The 19,440-nt window shown below is 27.0% G+C and carries 16 protein-coding genes; 2 read left to right on the forward strand and 14 right to left on the reverse strand.

What is annotated here, in order from left to right:
* Positions 1 to 791: 791 nt before the first annotated feature.
* Positions 792 to 2,417 (forward strand): aspartate 4-decarboxylase, encoded by a 1,626-nt coding sequence (gene aspD / locus I2H23_RS09900; protein WP_195238206.1) that lies wholly within the window; start codon positions 792 to 794, stop codon positions 2,415 to 2,417.
* A 52-nt stretch (positions 2,418 to 2,469) separates the two neighbouring features.
* On the opposite strand, the gene I2H23_RS09905 is transcribed toward aspD, so the two are convergent.
* From I2H23_RS09905 to I2H23_RS09915, 3 genes are all read right to left on the reverse strand, one after another.
* Positions 2,470 to 4,089, reverse strand: a complete 1,620-nt coding sequence (locus tag I2H23_RS09905) for a hypothetical protein (RefSeq protein WP_195581584.1) — start codon at positions 4,087 to 4,089, stop codon at positions 2,470 to 2,472.
* A 1-nt stretch (position 4,090) separates the two neighbouring features.
* A complete protein-coding gene (locus tag I2H23_RS09910; RefSeq protein WP_092925294.1) occupies positions 4,091 to 4,864 on the reverse strand; it encodes an ABC transporter ATP-binding protein in 774 nt (257 codons plus the stop codon).
* A 143-nt stretch (positions 4,865 to 5,007) separates the two neighbouring features.
* Positions 5,008 to 6,273, reverse strand: coding sequence for a SulP family inorganic anion transporter (locus I2H23_RS09915; protein WP_330383727.1), 1,266 nt, complete (start codon positions 6,271 to 6,273; stop codon positions 5,008 to 5,010).
* A gap of 186 nt (positions 6,274 to 6,459) precedes the next feature.
* Here I2H23_RS09915 and I2H23_RS09920 point away from each other — a divergent pair, with 186 nt between their 5' ends.
* Positions 6,460 to 7,074 carry a hypothetical protein gene (locus tag I2H23_RS09920; protein ID WP_092925292.1) on the forward strand — a complete coding sequence of 205 codons (615 nt, stop codon included), beginning with the start codon at positions 6,460 to 6,462 and terminating at the stop codon, positions 7,072 to 7,074.
* A gap of 135 nt (positions 7,075 to 7,209) precedes the next feature.
* Here the strand turns inward: I2H23_RS09920 and I2H23_RS09925 are convergent, their stop codons facing one another.
* From I2H23_RS09925 to kdpA, 11 genes are all read right to left on the reverse strand, one after another.
* Complete coding sequence (locus I2H23_RS09925) at positions 7,210 to 8,130, reverse strand: sensor histidine kinase (protein ID WP_195581585.1); 921 nt, start codon at positions 8,128 to 8,130, stop codon at positions 7,210 to 7,212.
* Between the two features lie 31 nt (positions 8,131 to 8,161).
* On the reverse strand, positions 8,162 to 8,509 hold the full coding sequence (locus I2H23_RS09930) for a hypothetical protein (protein ID WP_195581586.1): 348 nt from the start codon (positions 8,507 to 8,509) through the stop codon (positions 8,162 to 8,164).
* Positions 8,502 to 8,957, reverse strand: coding sequence for a hypothetical protein (locus I2H23_RS09935; protein WP_195581587.1), 456 nt, complete (start codon positions 8,955 to 8,957; stop codon positions 8,502 to 8,504). Before I2H23_RS09935 ends, I2H23_RS09930 begins: the two co-directional genes overlap by 8 nt.
* A complete protein-coding gene (locus I2H23_RS09940; protein ID WP_092925286.1) occupies positions 8,957 to 9,874 on the reverse strand; it encodes an ATP-binding cassette domain-containing protein in 918 nt (305 codons plus the stop codon). The genes I2H23_RS09935 and I2H23_RS09940 overlap by 1 nt, the downstream gene beginning before the upstream one ends.
* 77 nt (positions 9,875 to 9,951) lie before the next feature.
* Complete coding sequence (locus tag I2H23_RS09945) at positions 9,952 to 10,650, reverse strand: response regulator transcription factor (RefSeq protein WP_092925284.1); 699 nt, start codon at positions 10,648 to 10,650, stop codon at positions 9,952 to 9,954.
* Between the two features lie 52 nt (positions 10,651 to 10,702).
* A complete protein-coding gene (locus I2H23_RS09950) occupies positions 10,703 to 11,332 on the reverse strand; it encodes a DNA-3-methyladenine glycosylase (protein ID WP_195581588.1) in 630 nt (209 codons plus the stop codon).
* A 155-nt stretch (positions 11,333 to 11,487) separates the two neighbouring features.
* On the reverse strand, positions 11,488 to 12,186 hold the full coding sequence (locus I2H23_RS09955) for a response regulator (protein WP_092925280.1): 699 nt from the start codon (positions 12,184 to 12,186) through the stop codon (positions 11,488 to 11,490).
* A 16-nt stretch (positions 12,187 to 12,202) separates the two neighbouring features.
* Complete coding sequence (locus I2H23_RS09960; protein ID WP_092925278.1) at positions 12,203 to 14,899, reverse strand: sensor histidine kinase; 2,697 nt, start codon at positions 14,897 to 14,899, stop codon at positions 12,203 to 12,205.
* A 14-nt stretch (positions 14,900 to 14,913) separates the two neighbouring features.
* Positions 14,914 to 15,483 (reverse strand): potassium-transporting ATPase subunit KdpC, encoded by a 570-nt coding sequence (gene kdpC, locus I2H23_RS09965; RefSeq protein ID WP_092925276.1) that lies wholly within the window; start codon positions 15,481 to 15,483, stop codon positions 14,914 to 14,916.
* 20 nt (positions 15,484 to 15,503) lie between these two features.
* On the reverse strand, positions 15,504 to 17,570 hold the full coding sequence (gene kdpB / locus I2H23_RS09970; RefSeq protein ID WP_166505608.1) for a potassium-transporting ATPase subunit KdpB: 2,067 nt from the start codon (positions 17,568 to 17,570) through the stop codon (positions 15,504 to 15,506).
* Between the two features lie 17 nt (positions 17,571 to 17,587).
* Entirely contained in the window at positions 17,588 to 19,330 is a 1,743-nt protein-coding gene (gene kdpA, locus I2H23_RS09975; protein ID WP_166505609.1) for a potassium-transporting ATPase subunit KdpA, read from the reverse strand.
* Between the last annotated feature and the right edge of the window lie 110 nt (positions 19,331 to 19,440).

A 19,440-nucleotide genomic window follows, 5' to 3' on the forward strand; every position in this document is an offset into this window, starting at 1 on the left:
GATTAGAATCTGATACCTTTTTTGTATTATAATTTATTCTTCTATTCACTATATCTTACTCTATCTATTAATGACTCTTTGTTAAATAACTTATTTATAAATTTTCCTATAAATGAACTAAAACATTGCTATTACAGGAATTTATAAACTACATAGTACACCCCACTATTTTTCATAACTTTATATACTATATATCCAATAACAATCCCTACACTAAATGATAAAATTAGAGTAATAAATGTGTAAAATGACCCTTCTAACTTTAGCATTTTAAGTAATTATTTATCACTCATGCCTATAGCTTAAAGTATACCTATTTCTCTTTTTCTAGATATAATACTAGTTATAATAGTATTTATAATATTTGCTAAACTTATAGCTCCTATAACACTTAACTTCTTATTATAATTATTTATTTAACTTAGTCAACAATTTAGACAATTTTATGACTTTTCAGATTTTTCGCATTTCATTTATTTAGTATATTAATTAATTAAATAAGATATTATATTAATAAAACCATTTATAAACTTTAATATTTTTAGTATATACATACTTTTTATTTATATTTTAAGCAGTTTATATGTATTATATTGTCTTTTTAAAGCAATTTTATTATAATTATCTTAAATAAGAAAGCCTTTTTTAAAATTTTATATTTTATAAATGAAAACTTTCTAAAAGTGCATGTACAAAGATTTTATCTAATCTAAACTTTAAAATGATTATAATTTCTAATGTGCTATAAAAAAGAGATAAATGTCATATAATTAAATTAAGGAGATACTATCATGGAACCGATTAATATTAAGAGACAAGAACTAGAAAACATCTATGGAAAAATCAGTCCATTTGAATTTAAAAACAAACTTTTAGAATTAGCAACTAATCCTTCTAAGAAAAGTACACGTACATTACTTGATGCGGGAAGAGGTAATCCTAACTGGATAGCACATGCTCCTCGTAACGCATTTTTCACTTTTGGGCATTTTGCTATTGAAGAAAGTAAACACACTTGGAATAATGGACCTTTATCTGGTATGCCAAGAAAAAAAGATATATCTAAAAGATTTTTTACATATCTAGATAATAACCCTAATCTTCCAGAAGTAGATTTTCTACGTAAAATGGTTGAGTTTTGCGTATACGAATTAGGATTTAATTCTGATGATTTTTTACATGAAATAACTGATGCAATAATTGGGGATAACTACCCATTTCCAGATAGAATGCTTATTCATATAGAAAAAATAGTTAAGGCTTATTTAACTAAAGAGCTTAAATACGATACTTTAAAAGGTGGAGATTTTGACATTTTTGCTGTTGAGGGTGCTACTGCTGCAATGTGTTATGTATTTGACTCATTAATAGCTAATAATCTACTTTTAAAAGGAGATAAAATAGCTATAATGACACCAGTATTTACTCCATATTTAGAAATACCTCATCTACCAAGATATGAATTTGATGTTGTATATATAAATGCAGATGAGAAAACGCCTGATGGAAAACATACATGGCAATGCACTGATAAAGAACTTGAAAAGCTTTGTGATAAAGATATAAAAGCTCTATTTGTTGTAAATCCTAGTAATCCACCATCAATGGCTATATCTCCTGAAAGTACTAGTAAAATAGTAAATATAGTTAAAAATTATAATCCTGATTTAATGATTATATCTGATGATGTTTATGGAACTTTTGTCCATGGATTTAAGTCTTTAATGTCGGAATTACCATACAATACAATAGGTGCTTATTCATATTCTAAATATTTTGGTGTAACAGGTTGGAGATTAGGTACTTTAGCACTGCATCACAACAATGTATTTGATAAACTTATAAATGAACTTCCATACTCTATAAGAAAAAGAACTAATAAAAGATATGCTGATATGAATACTAATCCAGAAAAAGTGCCATTTATAGATAGATTAGTCGCAGATAGTAGACAAGTTGCACTAAACCATACTGCTGGTCTTTCTACTCCGCAACAAGTTCAAATGGCATTTTTATCATTAGTATCTCTTATGGATAATGACGATTCATACAAAAACCTTACAATAGACATATGTAGAACTCGTAAAAAGTTATTATTTGATAGTCTTGGTATGGATTTAGAATTTGATAAAAATGATGCATCATACTATACTCAATTTGATGTATTAGATTTAGCTAAAGACTACTATGGAGAAGATTTTTCTTATTACTTAGAGATTAATTACAATCCTGTGGATATATTATTTGATTTAGCAGAGGAATCATCAATAGTTTTACTAGGTGGAGGTGGATTTGCTGGACCTAAGTGGTCTATAAGAATATCACTTGCTAATCTATTTGATGATGCCTATTCTGAAATAGGTCACTCTCTTAAAAAAGTACTAGATAACTACTTTAATGAATATAAAAAAGCCTAAAAACAAAAAGAGTAATCTTAATTTATTAAGATTACTCTTTTTATATAATTATTTATACTTCAAATACTTTATTCCATATTAACCTAACTAAAATTACTAAGCCTATTAAATAAGTTATTTTTAAAAATATGCTACTACTAAGTAAGAAATGGCCTAATGCTATTACACCAACAAACACCATGGATTTTATCATAGTTCCTATGTTTGATGCTGTATTAGTATTTTGATATTCACAAGTAAATGGCATATGCTTTTCATTTAATTTAAAAGTAATCATTGATGATAATACAGTAGCTACAAATCCTATTGCTAAATCTACTATAACTTTTGGTGATAATATTATTATAAATCCTATACTCATTAATATAAATAAAGGAAGTACTAAAAGATATATACTAGCTTTAAAAGCTGCTGTATATATATTTTTCTTATTATTTATCGGAAGTATATCATATATCCAACTAGCTTCATATTCTTTAGAAAATTTCAGAGTTGTTAATATACTTTGGCTCATAAGCACAAAAAAGTACATTAATAGATATGATGGCTCAGATCTAAGTTCTGTTAAAAAATTATTATCACTCCTAAAGCTACTAATCATCATTAAAAATGGCATAAATGCCCCCATAACTAATGATGGATATACTTTTGTTTTAAACTCTCTATCTTTTTTAAGAACATCATATACAAAGTTAAAGAATGCTCTTTCTTCTTTATCTTTACATATTAGTTTGCTAACTTTTATACTTAATTTTTCTTTAAATTTTTTATTGACATAAGTATTATCATTTAATTTTTGAAGGTTATATTCAAATCTTGGTATTAGCTTTACATATACGAATATAGATACTATAGGAACTACAATAGCTAATCCACTCATGATTATAATTAAATTATTTACATCTATATTATATAAAAGATTAAAGCTTGAACCAAACCACATAGGAGGAAGTAGTAAATTCCAAAACTTTGGTTCATATACAAATTGTAAATCTACAAAGGTAAATGCTCTTGCCACAACTTGATATCCTAGTATAAATACCAATATAAATAAAGCTTGAAAAGCATTTAAGGCATCCTTTAGCCTTTCTCCGCTAAATAACTTTAATATGACAAAATACATTATGGCAGTAACTATAATCATAAATACATTTATTAAAAATATATTTAGTATAAATAATAATATAAACTTAATACCATATCTAATACTACAAAGTATAGCTGCTATACTTATTGATAAGCTAAGTAATGTCATATATATGAATATATGTGTAAATTTAGCTGCATTTAGAGTTTTTACATCTACGCCTTTAGTTTCTAATATATCTTTATCATTTATATCAAGTATTACACTTGAAAAATCTGATACAAATACACTTAAGATCATAACCATAAAAAAACTAAAATATAAACTCATTTTTACAATAGGGTTAATATCTAGTGTTATAATAGGTGCTGATGCTAACCCAACAATTGCATATATTATTAAGCTTATATAAAAGTTATTTTTATCTTTACCTTCTTCATTGCTACTTATATTGCGTTGCCCACGTCTACCATCCATTATAAGTTTATGCTTAACTATAAGTCGCATTAAACTATAATTTACACCAGCTTTAGTATATAAATATTTAAATATATCTAGTATTTTTAAAATAAAAGAGTCTTTCATGCTACACCTCTTTTAATACTTTTATAAATTCATCAGACAAATTTGAATGTTCCTCAAATCCTGTTAGCTGGTTAAATATCTCTTCTAAAGAACCTTCAAAATTAGTATTTTTTATTTGTTCAAAGTTACCATCTGCTACAATATTTCCTTTATCTAGAAGTATTATTCTATCGCTTATTTTTTCAACAACTTCCATTATGTGAGATGAGTAAAATATAGTCTTTCCTTCTTGCTTTAATTTGTGTAGTATTTCTTTTATTAAAAGTACACTATTAGCATCAAGTCCACTTAATGGTTCATCTAAAAATAATATGTCTGGATTGTGAAGCATTGAACTTATTATAACTACCTTTTGCTTCATTCCTTTTGAAAATGATGATAGTCTAGACTCATAAGCATGTTCTATTTTAAGTATTTCCATAAGCCTTCTAGCTTTTTTATCACTCTTTTCATAACTTAGCCCATACACTTGGCCAATAAAAGTTAAGTATTCTCTAGCTGTTAAACTTTCATAGACTTTGGCTACTTCAGGAACATAACCTATTTTATTTTTATATTTATTATTAATATCTTCTATATCATTCCCAAATATATATACGCTACCGCTATATCCCTTAACTAATCCCAGTAGTATTTTTATAGTAGTACTTTTACCTGCTCCATTTGATCCTATATACCCTATAATATTTCCCCTATCTATATTTAGATTGATCCCCTTTAAAACTTCTTTTTGACCGTAATTCATCCTTAGGTCTTTTATTTCTATAACATTCATATTCTACCTCCCTGAATACGTTTTACATCTAATTATAACATAGGTATATCTATCTAACAAACTAAGTTAAACTCACGATTTTAAAAATATTTAATCTCTTAGTAAACAAAAATACTACCTAATTATGTAGTATTTTTTATAATTTATGCTACATCTTCTATCTCACTATCAACTTTATTCTTAAGTACTATGTTAGCTACTATATGTATAGTCATTCCAACTGCTATAGCGATAACTAAGTCAAATACTATAGTTAATATAAATGTAGCTAAAAGAACTACTACATCTTTTTTAGGTAAGCTCATCATTTCTTTCATTTCTTTCCACTCACCCATATTATAAGATACTATTATTAATATCGCAGATAAAACTGTCATAGGTATCATTTTTGCAAGTGGCATTAAAACTACCATTATTAAAAGAAGAGTTATTGCATGTACCATACCTGATATAGGACTTTTCCCACCATTTTTTACATTCGCTGCTGTTCTTGCTATTGCTCCAGTTGCTGGTATCCCACCAAATAGTGCTGATGCTATGTTTCCAAGTCCTTGTGCTACAAGCTCCATATTAGAATCATGTTTGTCATTTATCATATTATCTGATACTACACAAGAAAGAAGTGATTCTATCCCAGCTAATACTGCTATAGTTATAGCTGGTTGTATTAAGGATACTATTTTATCTATACTAAAACTTGGCACACTTGGCATTGGTATGCTTGCTGATATGTTAGTATATACACTTCCTATAGTGTCTACATTTAAGCTAAAAACATTTACAACTACTGTTGAAAGTATTAATGCTATTATAGATGCTGGTACAGTTTTATTTATTTTTGGCCAGTATATCATAATTAATATACATGCTATACCCACTATGAAAGTCATCATATCAAATGTATTTATATTATGTATGTAGCTTTCTATTTTTCCTATAGCTTCTGCTGGAACATCATTTATTTTAAGACCTAGTAAATCTTTGATTTGAGTTATAAGTAAAGTTACTGCTATACCACTAGTAAATCCTACTGTAACAGTATGAGGAACATATTCTATAAGATTTCCAAATTTTAAAAGACCCATTATTACAAGAAGTATACCTGCCATAATAGTTGCTGTTATAAGACCATCCATACCGTACATTTTCACAATACCATAGACTATTACAACAAAGGCTCCTGTTGGCCCTCCAATTTGAACTTTACTTCCTCCAAGGAAAGATATGATAAATCCTGCAAATATTGCAGTAATAAGACCTTTTTCTGGTGATACACCTGAAGATATAGCAAGAGCTATTGATAATGGTAATGCTATAATTGCTACTATAAATCCTGCTACTATATCTTTTCTCACTTGCTCACCACTTAATTCATTTTGCTTAAACATTGTAAATAACTTTGGCGACATATTCTGTTTTTCCCTCCAATAAATTTCATCCTTATACATAATACTCCTACTTTACAATAAAGTCAAAAAAATTTCTTATATTTATTTTAAAAATTTTATACATCCCTATTTATTAGTTTTCAAATTATGTTTTTATAATTTTTAGTGGTATAATATGCTTATGATAATTTTGTGGAGGTGTCTATTTTGACTAAAATATTTAGACGATTATTTATATTCTTATTCATATTTTTCATATCATCTATAATGATACAGAATATAACTATTTTTATAATTCCAATAATTTGTGTTAATCTATTTGCTATATATTATTCTATAAAAGTGCCTATTAATAGAAATCATTCTAAAAAACAAGTTACTCATATAATAAATGTTGACTGTAAAGAAATTACAGATTATTCTTTTTTAGCACTTTTACTTATATTTTATATACTACCTGCATTAAATGATTTTAGATTTAGTACATTATATAACTTTTTTAATGTTTCTTTTAAGCAACAATTTATATTTTTAAGTTTGTTAACTTTTATATTAATATCTTTACTACTTTTATTTGTGTCTATACTTGAACATAATAATACTAAAAATAAAGTATTTGATGAAGGCATAATATTTAATGATGGAGTTTTACATTCTTGGGATGAACTTACTGGTTATAAGTTTGGTTATTTAGTGGCTGGTTCTAAATATGTAGATCTTACACTATACTATGGTAGTATATCTAAGACTCTTAGAATAAATAAAAAAGACCTTCACATATATGAAGATTTAATGAATAAAAAATATTTTAAAATTGCTTAAATTAATGTGTTTTTATATGAAAAGAGTACATTCATAGATTTTAATTTTAATCTATGAATGTACTCTTTTTCGTTGTTTTAAATAAGTTAGGTTATATTTAAATTTTTAAAGATATACTTCTAAATTAATATTTGCTTAATCTTTATCATGTTTTTTAGTATTTAAATTTAACTTACAGCTTATTACTAAATCATAATTTCTAAGAGTAGCATTTATATCACCATTCATTTTTTGCATTAAACTTTTGGCTATATAAAGTCCTAGACCTGTACTATCATTATTTCTTGTTTTATCTTTTTTGTAAAATCTATTAAACATGTTATCTATATCTTCACTATTAAGATTAAGATTAGTATTATATTCTATAAACTTAACTATAGCAAACTCTTTTTCTTTTTTTATTATTATATCTATATCTGACTTAGAATACTTAAGACTATTAGATATTACATTTTCTATAACTCTAGTAAAAGCATTACTATCTATACTTACAATTATGTCTTTTTCTTCTACATATATATTTGGCTTTATATTTTTATTTGTAAAATCTTCATAGAAACTAGCTATTATATTATATATAATATTATTTAAATTATCCTTTTTTATATTCAATTTATAACTATCCAGTTCTATAAGTGATAGTTTAAAAAACTCATCAAGTAATATTTCAAGTCGCTTTGAACGTTCTTGAATCGTATTTATATATTCATTCTTACTTTCCTCATTTACTTTATCACTCTTTAGCATTTGAACATACCCAAGTATAGATGTTAAAGGTGTTCTCAAATCATGAGATATACTTGCTATTGACTGCTTTAAATTTTCTTCTCTTAGTTTTTTATTTATATTTGTAGCTTCTATTATATCTATTTGATTATTGATATTATAAGCCAACATTTCTAGATCTTTATCTATTAACTTTATATCTATCTTTTTATTAGTTTTATTTTCATTATAGTATTTCAGCTGTTTTGTAATGTTTCTTATTTCCTTTTTTATAGAAAATAAATAGATGAGTAATATTATAATAATTACTCCAAAGAATATTGCTATCATAATTTACTCATTCTCCTTTTCTATCATAAATTTATTTAATATCTTGTTTATTTATTAATATACATCCAAGTGTAGATGTTATTATTATAACTATTATAGCATTTAATCCTAAACTTACCATAACCTCATTACTTGGATATTTTCCACAAATATCAAGTAATCCACCATATGGAATATATTTAGTTAAATACAATACATTTTTTTCTGTCAAAAATGCTGGTAAAAGTAGGATTAATACTCCAAATCCCATAAGTTCTGATTTTATCTTCATTATACTAGCTAAAAGTACATAAAAACTTGTAGATGCGTATAATAGTAGCATATATAAAGTTAAAAACTTTGATATTTTTAAAATATCAAAATTTCCAAATTCATACATTAATCCGCCTATTAATGTATTGAGTATTATTGGAAATAAAGCTATAATACTTACCCCTATAAATGAAACTATTAACTTTGATATATATACTCGTTCTGCTATATCCATAGTTTATCTTATGCATTATAGTTTTATCTACGTATTCATCTACAACTATATTTCCTACAAAATATACTAAAATCATATACGTAACAGCTGTAAATCCTATTGCTGAGAATAAAAAATCTTGAGCACTTAAATTTTTTATATTGCTAAAATCATTCATAGTAAATCCATATTTTCTGTTATTTATAAAAGTTACTATTAAGCTAAGAATTTCATCTCCTTGAGGCTTAAATATGTGAAGACCTAATCCTAATAATAATGGAATTAGAGTTATTAGTAGCATTTTTATAAAAACTTTACTTTTTCTTAGCTTGTACAGTTCTGACTTAATTAAATTTTCCATTATAATCTACCTCCTATTAAGTTCATAAAGTAATCTTCTAAATCATCTCCAATAGATACAATTTCTTCAGTTATTACATTAGAACTAATAAGAGCTTTAGATACTTCTATTTGGTTATCTATATAATCATATAATTTTATAGTATTATTTTTTAATACTTTAAAATTAGTAGTTTTTAATACAGATTCTAAACAAACTACAGCTTTGTTTATATCATCTACCTTTATTCTAAGAGCCTTTTTACATTTATCATATAACTCCTTTTGGCTTATTTCTTCTATTAATTTTCCATTATTTATTATCCCATAGCAAGTTGCTACTTGATTTAACTCGCTTAATAAATGACTCGATATAATTATTGTCATATTCTTTTCTTTATTTAATTTTTTTAATAAATCTCTTATTTCAACTATTCCCTTAGGATCTAGTCCATTTACAGGTTCATCAAGTATTAAAATTTCAGGATCAGATAGTAATGCCATAGCTATTCCTAGTCTTTGTTTCATTCCTAATGAAAACTGCTTAACTTTCTTTTTGCCTGTATTTTCTAATCCTACCATCTTTAACTTTTCATTTACACAACTACTTCCTGGTATTCCTTTTTGTATTCTTAATACTTCTAAATTTTCACTAGCACTCATATCTAAATATAAAGCTGGTGTTTCTATAAGTGCTCCTAATCTTTTTCTTTCTTTATTTATTTTATTTTTCTCTACTTCTTTAAATATTTCTATATATCCTTCGCTAGGATTGACTAATCCCGTTATCATTTTCATTATAGTAGTTTTACCAGCTCCATTTTGACCGATAAATCCATATATATCCCCTCTTTTTACAGATATACTTACATTATCTACGACTAAGTTTTTCTTATATTTCTTACTTATATTGTAAGTTTTTAGTATATATTCTTTCATGGCCCCTTCTCCTTCCTTTATACCTATATATTAAGATTTAAGTTCTAATAAAGCATAAAGAAATTATTAAGAAAGTATTAATTTTTATCTATTAGCTTATATCCTATTCCCCATACAGTTTGTATGTATTCTTTATGTATTCCATATTTAGATAGTTTATTTCTAATATTACTAATATGTACTGTTATAGTATTGTCATCTCCTAAAAATTCATCTTCCCAAACACTTTCAAATAAATTAGCTTTTGTAAATACCTTATTTGGATTTTTTATAAATATATTTAAAATTTTATATTCTATATTAGTAAATTCTATTAATTTATCATTAACGGTTACTTCTCTTTGTATATTATTCATTTTTATATCTTTAAAGCTTATTACATCTTCATTTATAGTATTTTTACCTATTTTATATCGTCTTAAATTCGTTTCTATTCTAGCTAGCACCTCATCTATATCAAAAGGCTTTGTTATATAATCATCCGCTCCCATTTTTAGTATTTTTACCTTTAAATCTATCTCCTCTCTAGCAGATATAACTATTGTAGGTATATCCATTTCTTTTCTTATATAAGAAAGTACATCTTCTCCATTTTTTCCTGGTAGCATTATATCTAAAAGTACCATAGATATATTTTCATACTTTATATTTATAATAGCCTCTGTACCTGAAAAGGCAGATATTATATCATATCCATTTTGCCTTAGCATATCACATAAGAGCTTATTTATGCTTATATCATCTTCAACCACTAATATTTTTGTATTTTTCCTCATAATATCCCCTTTATTAATTTGTTATTTATATAATTGTACCATAAACTCACATTTATTTAACAGAGACGAATTTATTGTCTTTTATATAAAATCTCCATAAATAATCTTTAGCTTCTTTAGCGTAATCTATATTAACTCTTTTACTATTTATTATTTCAAAATCATTACTACTATATATTTTCTTATTTCCTTCATAATAAAAATCACTTATAAAAAGTTCTTCACCTAGTATACTTTTACTATTTAAATCTCTACATATATTAAGTGCCATACAAAGCTTCCCTGGTCCATTAGTTATATTTTTTTTCTGATATGAATTTAAGTCTTTATAATGTTTTTTATATCTATTAAAAGATATCTCATCTATTTCTTTAATAGGTTCTACTGCTCTTATAAGTACACATTCTGGTATATTTTCCTTGTTTGCAGATATATTTAAACAATTGTACATACCATATATTAAGTATACATATATATGACCGCCTTCTAAATAAAGAGGTGCTGTTCTATTGCTTTTTTTATCATTATATACATGTGATGCTTTATCATCTTTTCCCATGTAGCTTTCAGTTTCTACGATTTTTGTTACTATTGTTTCATTGTTGTATTTTCTTATTAAATATTTACCTAATATACCTTTAGCCACTTCTATACCATCTTTATTAAAAAAATCTTTATTCAAATATTATACCTCCTTGTTTTTTATATATTTTAATGTCATATGATTAGTATGTATCAAATTGAATAAATTTAATATCTATATTAGATACATTTAATTTTACTATAAAAAAAGAGTACTATTCTATTTAGACTAAGTACTCTTTTTTATTATTCTTTTTATAATTCATCATTTAACTTATATCCTATACCTATTTCAGTTATTATATATTCTGGATTTGCTGGTTCTTTTTCAATTTTTCTTCTTATCGTTGCCATAAATACTCTTAATGATTTTATTTCACCTCCAAGCGTACTTCCCCATATTTCTTTTGCAATAAACTTGTGTGTAAGAACTTTACCATGATATCTTACAAGTAAAGATAATATATCATATTCAATAGGAGTTAGATGTATTTCTTCATTTTTAATTGTTACCTTCCTTTTGTCAAAATCTATATATAAATCTTTATAATCAAAATTATTTTTAATTATAGCCTTAGGCTTATTTTTTTGCGAATGTCTAATAGCTACTCTAACCCTAGCTAATAGTTCAGCTACAGAAAATGGCTTTGTTATATAATCATCTGCTCCCATATCAAAAGCTTCTACTTTTTCTCTATCTTGTTCTCTTGCTGATACTACTATTATAGGTACATCACTCAAATTTCTTATATTTTTTATGACCTCTATACCATCTATATCTTCAAGACCTAAATCTAGTAATATGACATCTGGAGAGTAAGACATACAAAGAGATATACCTTCTTTACCAGTTGTTGCTTCTTTAACCATATAGTCTTGTGTTGTTAGTGATGCATTTATAAATTTTCTTATTGTACTGTCATCTTCTATAATTAATATAAGATATTTACTCATTTTATTTCCCCTCTGTCTAGTCTTCTTTTGGAAGTATGAATTTAAATGTTGCTCCTTTGTCTTTATTATTTTTTACACTTATATCGCCTTTATGGGCATTTATTATAGACTTACATATGGAAAGACCTAGCCCAACTCCTTTTCTAGAATCGCTGTATTTTATTTCACCAGTAAAAAATCTATCAAAAATATTATCTATAACATTTTCACAAACACCCGGTCCATTGTCTTTTACCTCAAAAGCAATATATTCTCCCTCCTCATAAACCTTTATATTTATTTCACACTCCTCTTTAGAATATTTTATAGCATTATCTATTAAATTTATTAATACTTGTTCTATAAGTTTAGCATCCATAGGAACAAACAGTATTTCATTTGGTATGTCTATCTTAAGTTTTATATATTGTATCCTCTTTTTTATATGGGATAAAGCCTCTGATATAACTTCTTCTATCATTTCTGGATTTTTCTTAACTTCAAGCTTTCCTTCATCTATCCTTGTCATACTAAGTAGGTTTTCAACTAACCTTATTAACCATTGAGTATCTTCAAATACTCCATGTAACAACTCATCTATTATACTTTCATTTATTGCATCTTTATTTTTTATGATAGTACTAACTGCACCACTTATTCCTGCAAGTGGTGTTCTTAAATCGTGGGATATTGCTCTTAATAGGCTACTTCTTAATCTTTCACTTTCAATTTCAAGGCTAGCTTCTTTTTGCACTTCTGCTAATATCTCTCTGTCTATAGATATAGCCATTTGTGCTATTACCGCTTCTATTAGGCATATATCCTCATTATCTATCTTTTTACCTAAAGAAGAAATACCTATAACACCTAAAGTCTCATTCATACCAATTATAGGCATATAAAAACCTCTAGATCCTGGTAATGTAGCTGTACCATTTCCGGCAATAGTACTATTGTTAAATACCCATGTAGCTACTGCCTTTTCAGACTCTGATATAAAAATCTCTTCATTTTCTTTATTTTTTATATTCTTATATAATTTTAATTCTTTTTGCTTCTTATCCTTTATATAACATACTACATTTTTATCAAGACCTACCGAAAGTAATTCTAATCCTTTTTTTATAATTTCTTCTTTATTCGATAATCTCAAGAAGCTTCTATTTATTTCATATAACATATGAGTATTTTGTTCTCTTTTTGAATATATTTCAACTTGCTGCTGTATTATTGATGTAAGTGTTGATGTTATTATACCTACTATACAAAATACAACTAGTGTTATTATATGATTTGGATCATCAATATCTAAAGTATAAAAAGGTTCTGTAAATAAGTAATTTAAAAGGATTACATTTATAACTGAGCTTATTATCCCCGCTGTATATCCTTTTGTAACAACAGATACTAAAGCAACACCTAGTATATAAATTAAATATATATTTTCTTGTATAAATCCCATATATTTTAATACAGAAGATATTACCGTAACTACTATTGTTATGCATAATAATTTTATTATATCAAGACTACTTACTTTAATCTTTGATATTAAACTACTTTCATTTTTAGTTATATATCTATTACTGCTTCTTCCTTTATAAGGTATTACATGTATATCTATGTAGTCAGCTTCATCTATTAATTTATCTACTATATCTTTTTTAACAAATTTAGAAAATATACTATGAGTTCTATGATTTCTACCTATTATAATTTTGGTTACATTTCTCATTTTTGCAAATCTTAAAATATCTTCCACCATATTATCGCCATGTAAAAGCACAATCTCAGCACCTAGTTTTTTTGCAAGTTCTAAGTTATTTTCTAACTGTTTTTTTGCTTCTTTTGACATTTCTTTCTGGCTTGGATTTTTTATATGTATAGCTATTAATTTTGATAACGATGCTTGTGATATTCTAGATGCAGTTCTAAGTATTTTTTGAGATGATGGCGATGGTGAAACACATGCAAGTATTGTTTCTGAAGTTGGGATTACTATTTCTTTTCCTTTTGATAGTCTAGTTATTTCAACCTCTTTATTTACCTTTTGTGCTGTTTTTCTAAGTGCCAATTCTCTTAGTGCTATTAAATTATCTTTAGTAAAAAAATTTTCTTGTGCTCTTATTGCTTGTTCCTTTTTGTATATTTTACCTTGATTAAATCTCTCTAACAACACATCCGGTTCTACATCTATTAACTCAAGTTGTGATGATAAATCTATTATTTTATCTGGGATAGTTTCTTTTACACATACATTGGTAACAATTTCAATTATATCATTTAAACTTTCTAAATGCTGTACATTTACTGTAGTATATACATCAATTCCTGCCATTAGAAGTTCCTCTATATCTTGCCATCTTTTAGCATGCCTGCATCCTTTAGCATTTGTATGTGCCAACTCATCTACTAATATTATTTCTGGGTTTCTTTTAAGAGCTAAATCTAAATTAAATTCCTTTAAAACTATATTTTTATACTTTACTTCTTTTATGTCTAAAACCTCTAGTCCATCTATTAAAGCTAGAGTTTCTTTTCTTGAATGTTGTTCTACATATCCTACTACTACATCTACTCCATTTTCTTTTAGAGTATGTGCAGATTCAAGCATGGAGTAGGTTTTACCTACTCCTGCTGCATACCCAAAGAATATTTTCAATTTACCTCTTTTTGACTTTTCTTCTTCACTATTTAATTTTGATAATAAACTTTCTGGATCTGGTCTATTCATATTTCCCCCATTAACTATTTGATTTTTTCTAAATCTAAGTTAAGATTTAATACATTAACTTTATCTTCTCCAAATATACCCATAAATTTCTTTTCTGTATTGTTATCTATTAATTCTAATAATTTTTCTTTCGAAACTTTACTATATTTTGCTACACGATCTACTTGATATATTGCTCCTTTTAATGATATATGTGGGTCTAATCCACTTCCTGATGCTGTAACTAAATCAACAGGTATTTTCTTATCACTATTTTCTTCATACTTTTTATATAATTTTACTCTTTCATCTATTACTTTTTCAAAATCTTCTCCTGTTGGGGACATATTGCTTCCAGCAGAACTTAATCCATTATATGGATAGTCTGAAGTTGCTGATGGTCTTGACCAAAAGTAATCTGGGCTAGTAAAGTTTTGTCCTAATATTTCTGAACCTATGCTTTTACCATCTTCTTTTATTATACTACCATTTGCCTTGTACGGTACAAATATTTGTGCAAAAGCTGTTACTGTAACTGGATACAAAATTCCTGTTATTACTGTCATTATTATAAATATTAAAGATGCTTTTTTTATATATTCCATATTAAACTCTCCTTATTTAACTATATAAACATAATCATGCTTATAAGCATATCTATTAATTTTATAAATATAAATGGTGTGATAATGCCTCCGACACCATATATCATTAAGTTTTTTGATAATAACTTACTAGCAGGAAGCTCTATGTATTTAACTCCCTTTAAAGCAAGAGGAACTAACGCTATAATTACAAGTGCATTGTATATAACAGCACTCATTATTGCACTTTCTGGGCTAGATAGATTCATTATATTCAATTTATCAAGTTGAGGATATATACCTATAAATAGGGGTGGTATTATAGCAAAATATTTTGCTATGTCATTTGCTATACTAAAAGTTGTAAGAGCTCCTCTAGTCATTAATAGCTGTTTACCTATTTTTACAATCTCTATTAACTTTGTTGGACTTGAGTCTAAGTCTACCATATTACCAGCCTCTTTAGCAGCTTGAGTTCCTGTATTCATTGCAACTGCAACATCTGCTTGTGCAAGTGCCGGAGCATCATTACTTCCATCTCCTGTCATTGCTACTAAATGCCCTTTTCTTTGATATTCATGTATTAAATCAAGCTTAGCTTTAGGAGTTGCTTCTGCTAAAAAATCATCTACTCCAGCTTCTGCTGCAATAGCTGCTGCTGTTAATGGATTATCACCCGTTATCATAATAGTCTTTATTCCCATTTTTCTTAAATCGTTAAATTTTTCAGATACACCTTTTTTTAGTATATCTTTTAGATATATTACGCCTAATACTTTTTCATTTTTACAAACTACTAAAGGAGTTCCTCCCTTTTTAGATATTGACTCTACTATCTCATCACATTCCTTTGGATAATTACCTCCCATATTTTCTACAAATTCTTTAATAGCACTTGCTGCCCCTTTTCTTATCTTGTCTTGACCTATATTAGTACCACTCATTCTAGTTTTTGCAGAAAATGGAACAAATTCAGGATTTTTAACATCTAAGTAGTTTCCATTTATTGCCTTCTTCTTTTTTGCAAGTATTACTATACTTCTTCCTTCTGGAGTTTCATCTAGTGTAGAACTTAATTCAGTATAATAAACAAACTCCTCCATATCTACATTTTTAAGAGGTATAAATTCACTTGCCTGTCTATTTCCATAAGTTATAGTACCTGTTTTATCTAGAAGTAAAATGTCTACATCACCTGCTGCCTCTATAGCTCTTCCTGATGTTGCTAATACATTTTTATTATTTAATCTACTCATTCCTGCAATACCGATTGAGGAAAGTAGTGCTCCTATTGTAGTAGGTGCTAGACAAACTAATAAGGCTACTAAAGATGTTATAGAAACTACACTTCCTACTCCATTTTGATTTACAGCAAATCTACTAAATGGATATAGTGTAATTGTAACTACTAAAAATATTGCTGTTAACGCTATTAGTAAAGTTTGAAGAGCTATTTCATTTGGAGTTTTTTTTCTTTGTGCCCCTTCAACCATAGCAATCATTTTATCTAAGAAACTTTCACCTGCATTTGATGTAACTTTTACTATTAAGTAGTCTGATACCACCGTTGTTCCACCGGTTACTGCGCATCTATCTCCACCAGATTCTCTTATAACTGGTGCACTCTCACCTGTTATAGCACTTTCATCAACAGATGCCACTCCTTCTATAACATCTCCATCTGCTGGTATTTGGTTATTTGCTTCTACTAAAACTATATCTCCTTTTTTTAGTAAATTAGATGGAATCATTTCAAATTCACTATCTATATTACACTCTTTGAGCTTTTTAGCTAAAACGTCCTTTTTAGCAGCTCTTAAGCTACTTGCTTGTGCTTTTCCTCTACCTTCTGCTATCGCTTCTGCAAAATTTGCAAATAACACTGTTGACCATAAAAATATACTAATTGTTATAGTAAATGGTGTATTGTCATTTGTTATGTTAAAAATAGATAAAACACTTATAATACTAGTTATTATGGAACCTACATAAACTATAAACATTACCGGATTTTTTAGTTGATTCTTGAAATCTAATTTTTTTATAGAATCTTTAGTAGCCCCTTTTAAAATATCTTTATTTATGAAAGTCTTATTTAAATCACCCATAATCTTATCTCCTTATATTAAAATATCATGCTCAAGTGTTCTGCTATTGGTCCAAGTGCTAAAGATGGTAAGAAACTTAATGCACCTATCATAAGTACTACTCCTACCAATAAAAATACGAATAGTGTATTGTTAGTGGCTAATGTACCCGAACTTTGTGGAACTATTTTTTTGCTAGCTAAAGACTCTGCTATATTTATTATTAATATTATAGGTATAAAGCGAGCAAGTAACATTACTATACCTGTTAATAAATTTACGAATATATTATTTGCACCAAATCCTGCGAATGCACTACCATTATTGTTTCCTGTAGAGCTTAATGCATATAATATTTCTGAAAATCCATGAGCTCCACTATTGTTTAATAAATCACTTGCATTTGGTAACATACAAACCATAGCAGTTCCAACTAAAACCAAGACTGGAGTAGTTATTATTAAAATAGATGCCATCTTCATTTCAAAAGGTTCTATTTTCTTTCCTAGATACTCAGGAGTTCTACCTACCATAAGACCTGATATAAATACTGTTAATATTACAAACGCTAACATGCCATATAGTCCACAACCAACTCCTCCAAATACTACTTCACCTAGTTGCATAAGTAGTGTTAAAATCATTCCTCCTATTGGTGTGAAAGAGTCATGCATAGAATTTACAGAACCATTAGATGCTGATGTTGTTGTTACCCCCCATATAGCAGAATTCGTAACTCCGAATCTAACCTCTTTTCCTTCCATATTTCCTCCAGACTGATTATCATCTATCTCACTGTATATATATGGATTATTTACTAATTCTGGAGTTGACTTGTATTCATAATACATAGTTGTTGCCATAGCTATTACAAATATTACTATCATTGCAGATAAAAGTGTGGTTCCTTGTTTTTTATCTTTTACCATGTCACCAAATGTAAAGCATAATGCTGCTGGTATTAATATAATTGATACTACTTGAGCTATATTTGATAATAATGTTGGGTTTTCAAGTGGATGTGCTGAATTCGTTCCAAAGAATCCTCCTCCATTTGTTCCTAATTGTTTTATTGCTATTTGGCTTGCTGCAGGACCTCCTGGAATAATCTGAGTATCTACTGTACTTTTATCATCTAAAACTATTTCTTCTACTAAGCTTACTTCTTGATAAGGTTTAAAGTTTTGCACTACTCCTTGAGTTGTTAAGAATATTGCAAGTACCATAGATAAAGGTATCAGCACATATAAAGTCGATTTTATTAAATCTACCCAGAAGTTTCCTAGTTTAGAACATTTAGTTCTCTTAAATCCTCTTATTAAAACCATAAGTACACTTATCCCAACTGCTGCTGATACAAAGTTTTGAACTGTTAGACCTAACATTTGAGACATATAGCTTAATGTAGTCTCTCCACTATATGCTTGCCAATTTGTATTAGTTATAAAGCTTGCTGCTGTATTAAAAGCTAAATCCCAATTTACATTACTTAATTTTTCAGGATTTAGTGGTAATATATACTGAATCATTTGTAAAAACATAACAAATAATAAACTAATGACACTAAATGCCATTAAACTTAAAATATATTCTTTACCTGACATTTCTTCATTTTCATTTATTTTAAGAACTTTATATATCCATTTTTCTATAGGTTTTATTACTTTACTTAGAAATACTCTTTTACCTTTAAATACCTTAGATATATAAATTCCCAAAGGTTTTGCTAGCAATAAAACTATTGCTATAAAAAATATTACTTGAATTACAATGCTACTCATTTTTTCTCCTCCTAATTTTTGTATATGATTATTCTATTATTTTTTATATAAAATGAATGTTAATATAATTCTATATACATTAAGATTGTATAAAGATTAAATAAAAAAGT

Origin of the sequence: Romboutsia sp. BSD2780061687b_171204_C1 (assembly GCF_015560225.1) — a bacterium.
GTDB classification, from domain to species: domain Bacteria; phylum Bacillota; class Clostridia; order Peptostreptococcales; family Peptostreptococcaceae; genus Romboutsia_C; species Romboutsia_C hominis.

Excerpts from the sequence above, each read along its gene's own strand:
- aspD (WP_195238206.1), top strand. The coding sequence starts at position 792 with ATGGAACCGATTAATATTAAGAGACAAGAACTAGAAAACATCTATGGA.
- I2H23_RS09905 (WP_195581584.1), bottom strand. The coding sequence starts at position 4,089 with ATGAAAGACTCTTTTATTTTAAAAATACTAGATATATTTAAATATTTA.
- I2H23_RS09910 (WP_092925294.1), bottom strand. The coding sequence starts at position 4,864 with ATGAATGTTATAGAAATAAAAGACCTAAGGATGAATTACGGTCAAAAA.
- I2H23_RS09915 (WP_330383727.1), bottom strand. The coding sequence starts at position 6,273 with ATGTCGCCAAAGTTATTTACAATGTTTAAGCAAAATGAATTAAGTGGT.
- I2H23_RS09925 (WP_195581585.1), bottom strand. The coding sequence starts at position 8,130 with ATGATAGCAATATTCTTTGGAGTAATTATTATAATATTACTCATCTAT.
- I2H23_RS09930 (WP_195581586.1), bottom strand. The coding sequence starts at position 8,509 with ATGTATGAATTTGGAAATTTTGATATTTTAAAAATATCAAAGTTTTTA.
- I2H23_RS09935 (WP_195581587.1), bottom strand. The coding sequence starts at position 8,957 with ATGGAAAATTTAATTAAGTCAGAACTGTACAAGCTAAGAAAAAGTAAA.
- I2H23_RS09940 (WP_092925286.1), bottom strand. The coding sequence starts at position 9,874 with ATGAAAGAATATATACTAAAAACTTACAATATAAGTAAGAAATATAAG.
- I2H23_RS09945 (WP_092925284.1), bottom strand. The coding sequence starts at position 10,650 with ATGAGGAAAAATACAAAAATATTAGTGGTTGAAGATGATATAAGCATA.
- I2H23_RS09955 (WP_092925280.1), bottom strand. The coding sequence starts at position 12,186 with ATGAGTAAATATCTTATATTAATTATAGAAGATGACAGTACAATAAGA.
- I2H23_RS09960 (WP_092925278.1), bottom strand. The coding sequence starts at position 14,899 with ATGAATAGACCAGATCCAGAAAGTTTATTATCAAAATTAAATAGTGAA.
- kdpC (WP_092925276.1), bottom strand. The coding sequence starts at position 15,483 with ATGGAATATATAAAAAAAGCATCTTTAATATTTATAATAATGACAGTA.
- kdpB (WP_166505608.1), bottom strand. The coding sequence starts at position 17,570 with ATGGGTGATTTAAATAAGACTTTCATAAATAAAGATATTTTAAAAGGG.
- kdpA (WP_166505609.1), bottom strand. The coding sequence starts at position 19,330 with ATGAGTAGCATTGTAATTCAAGTAATATTTTTTATAGCAATAGTTTTA.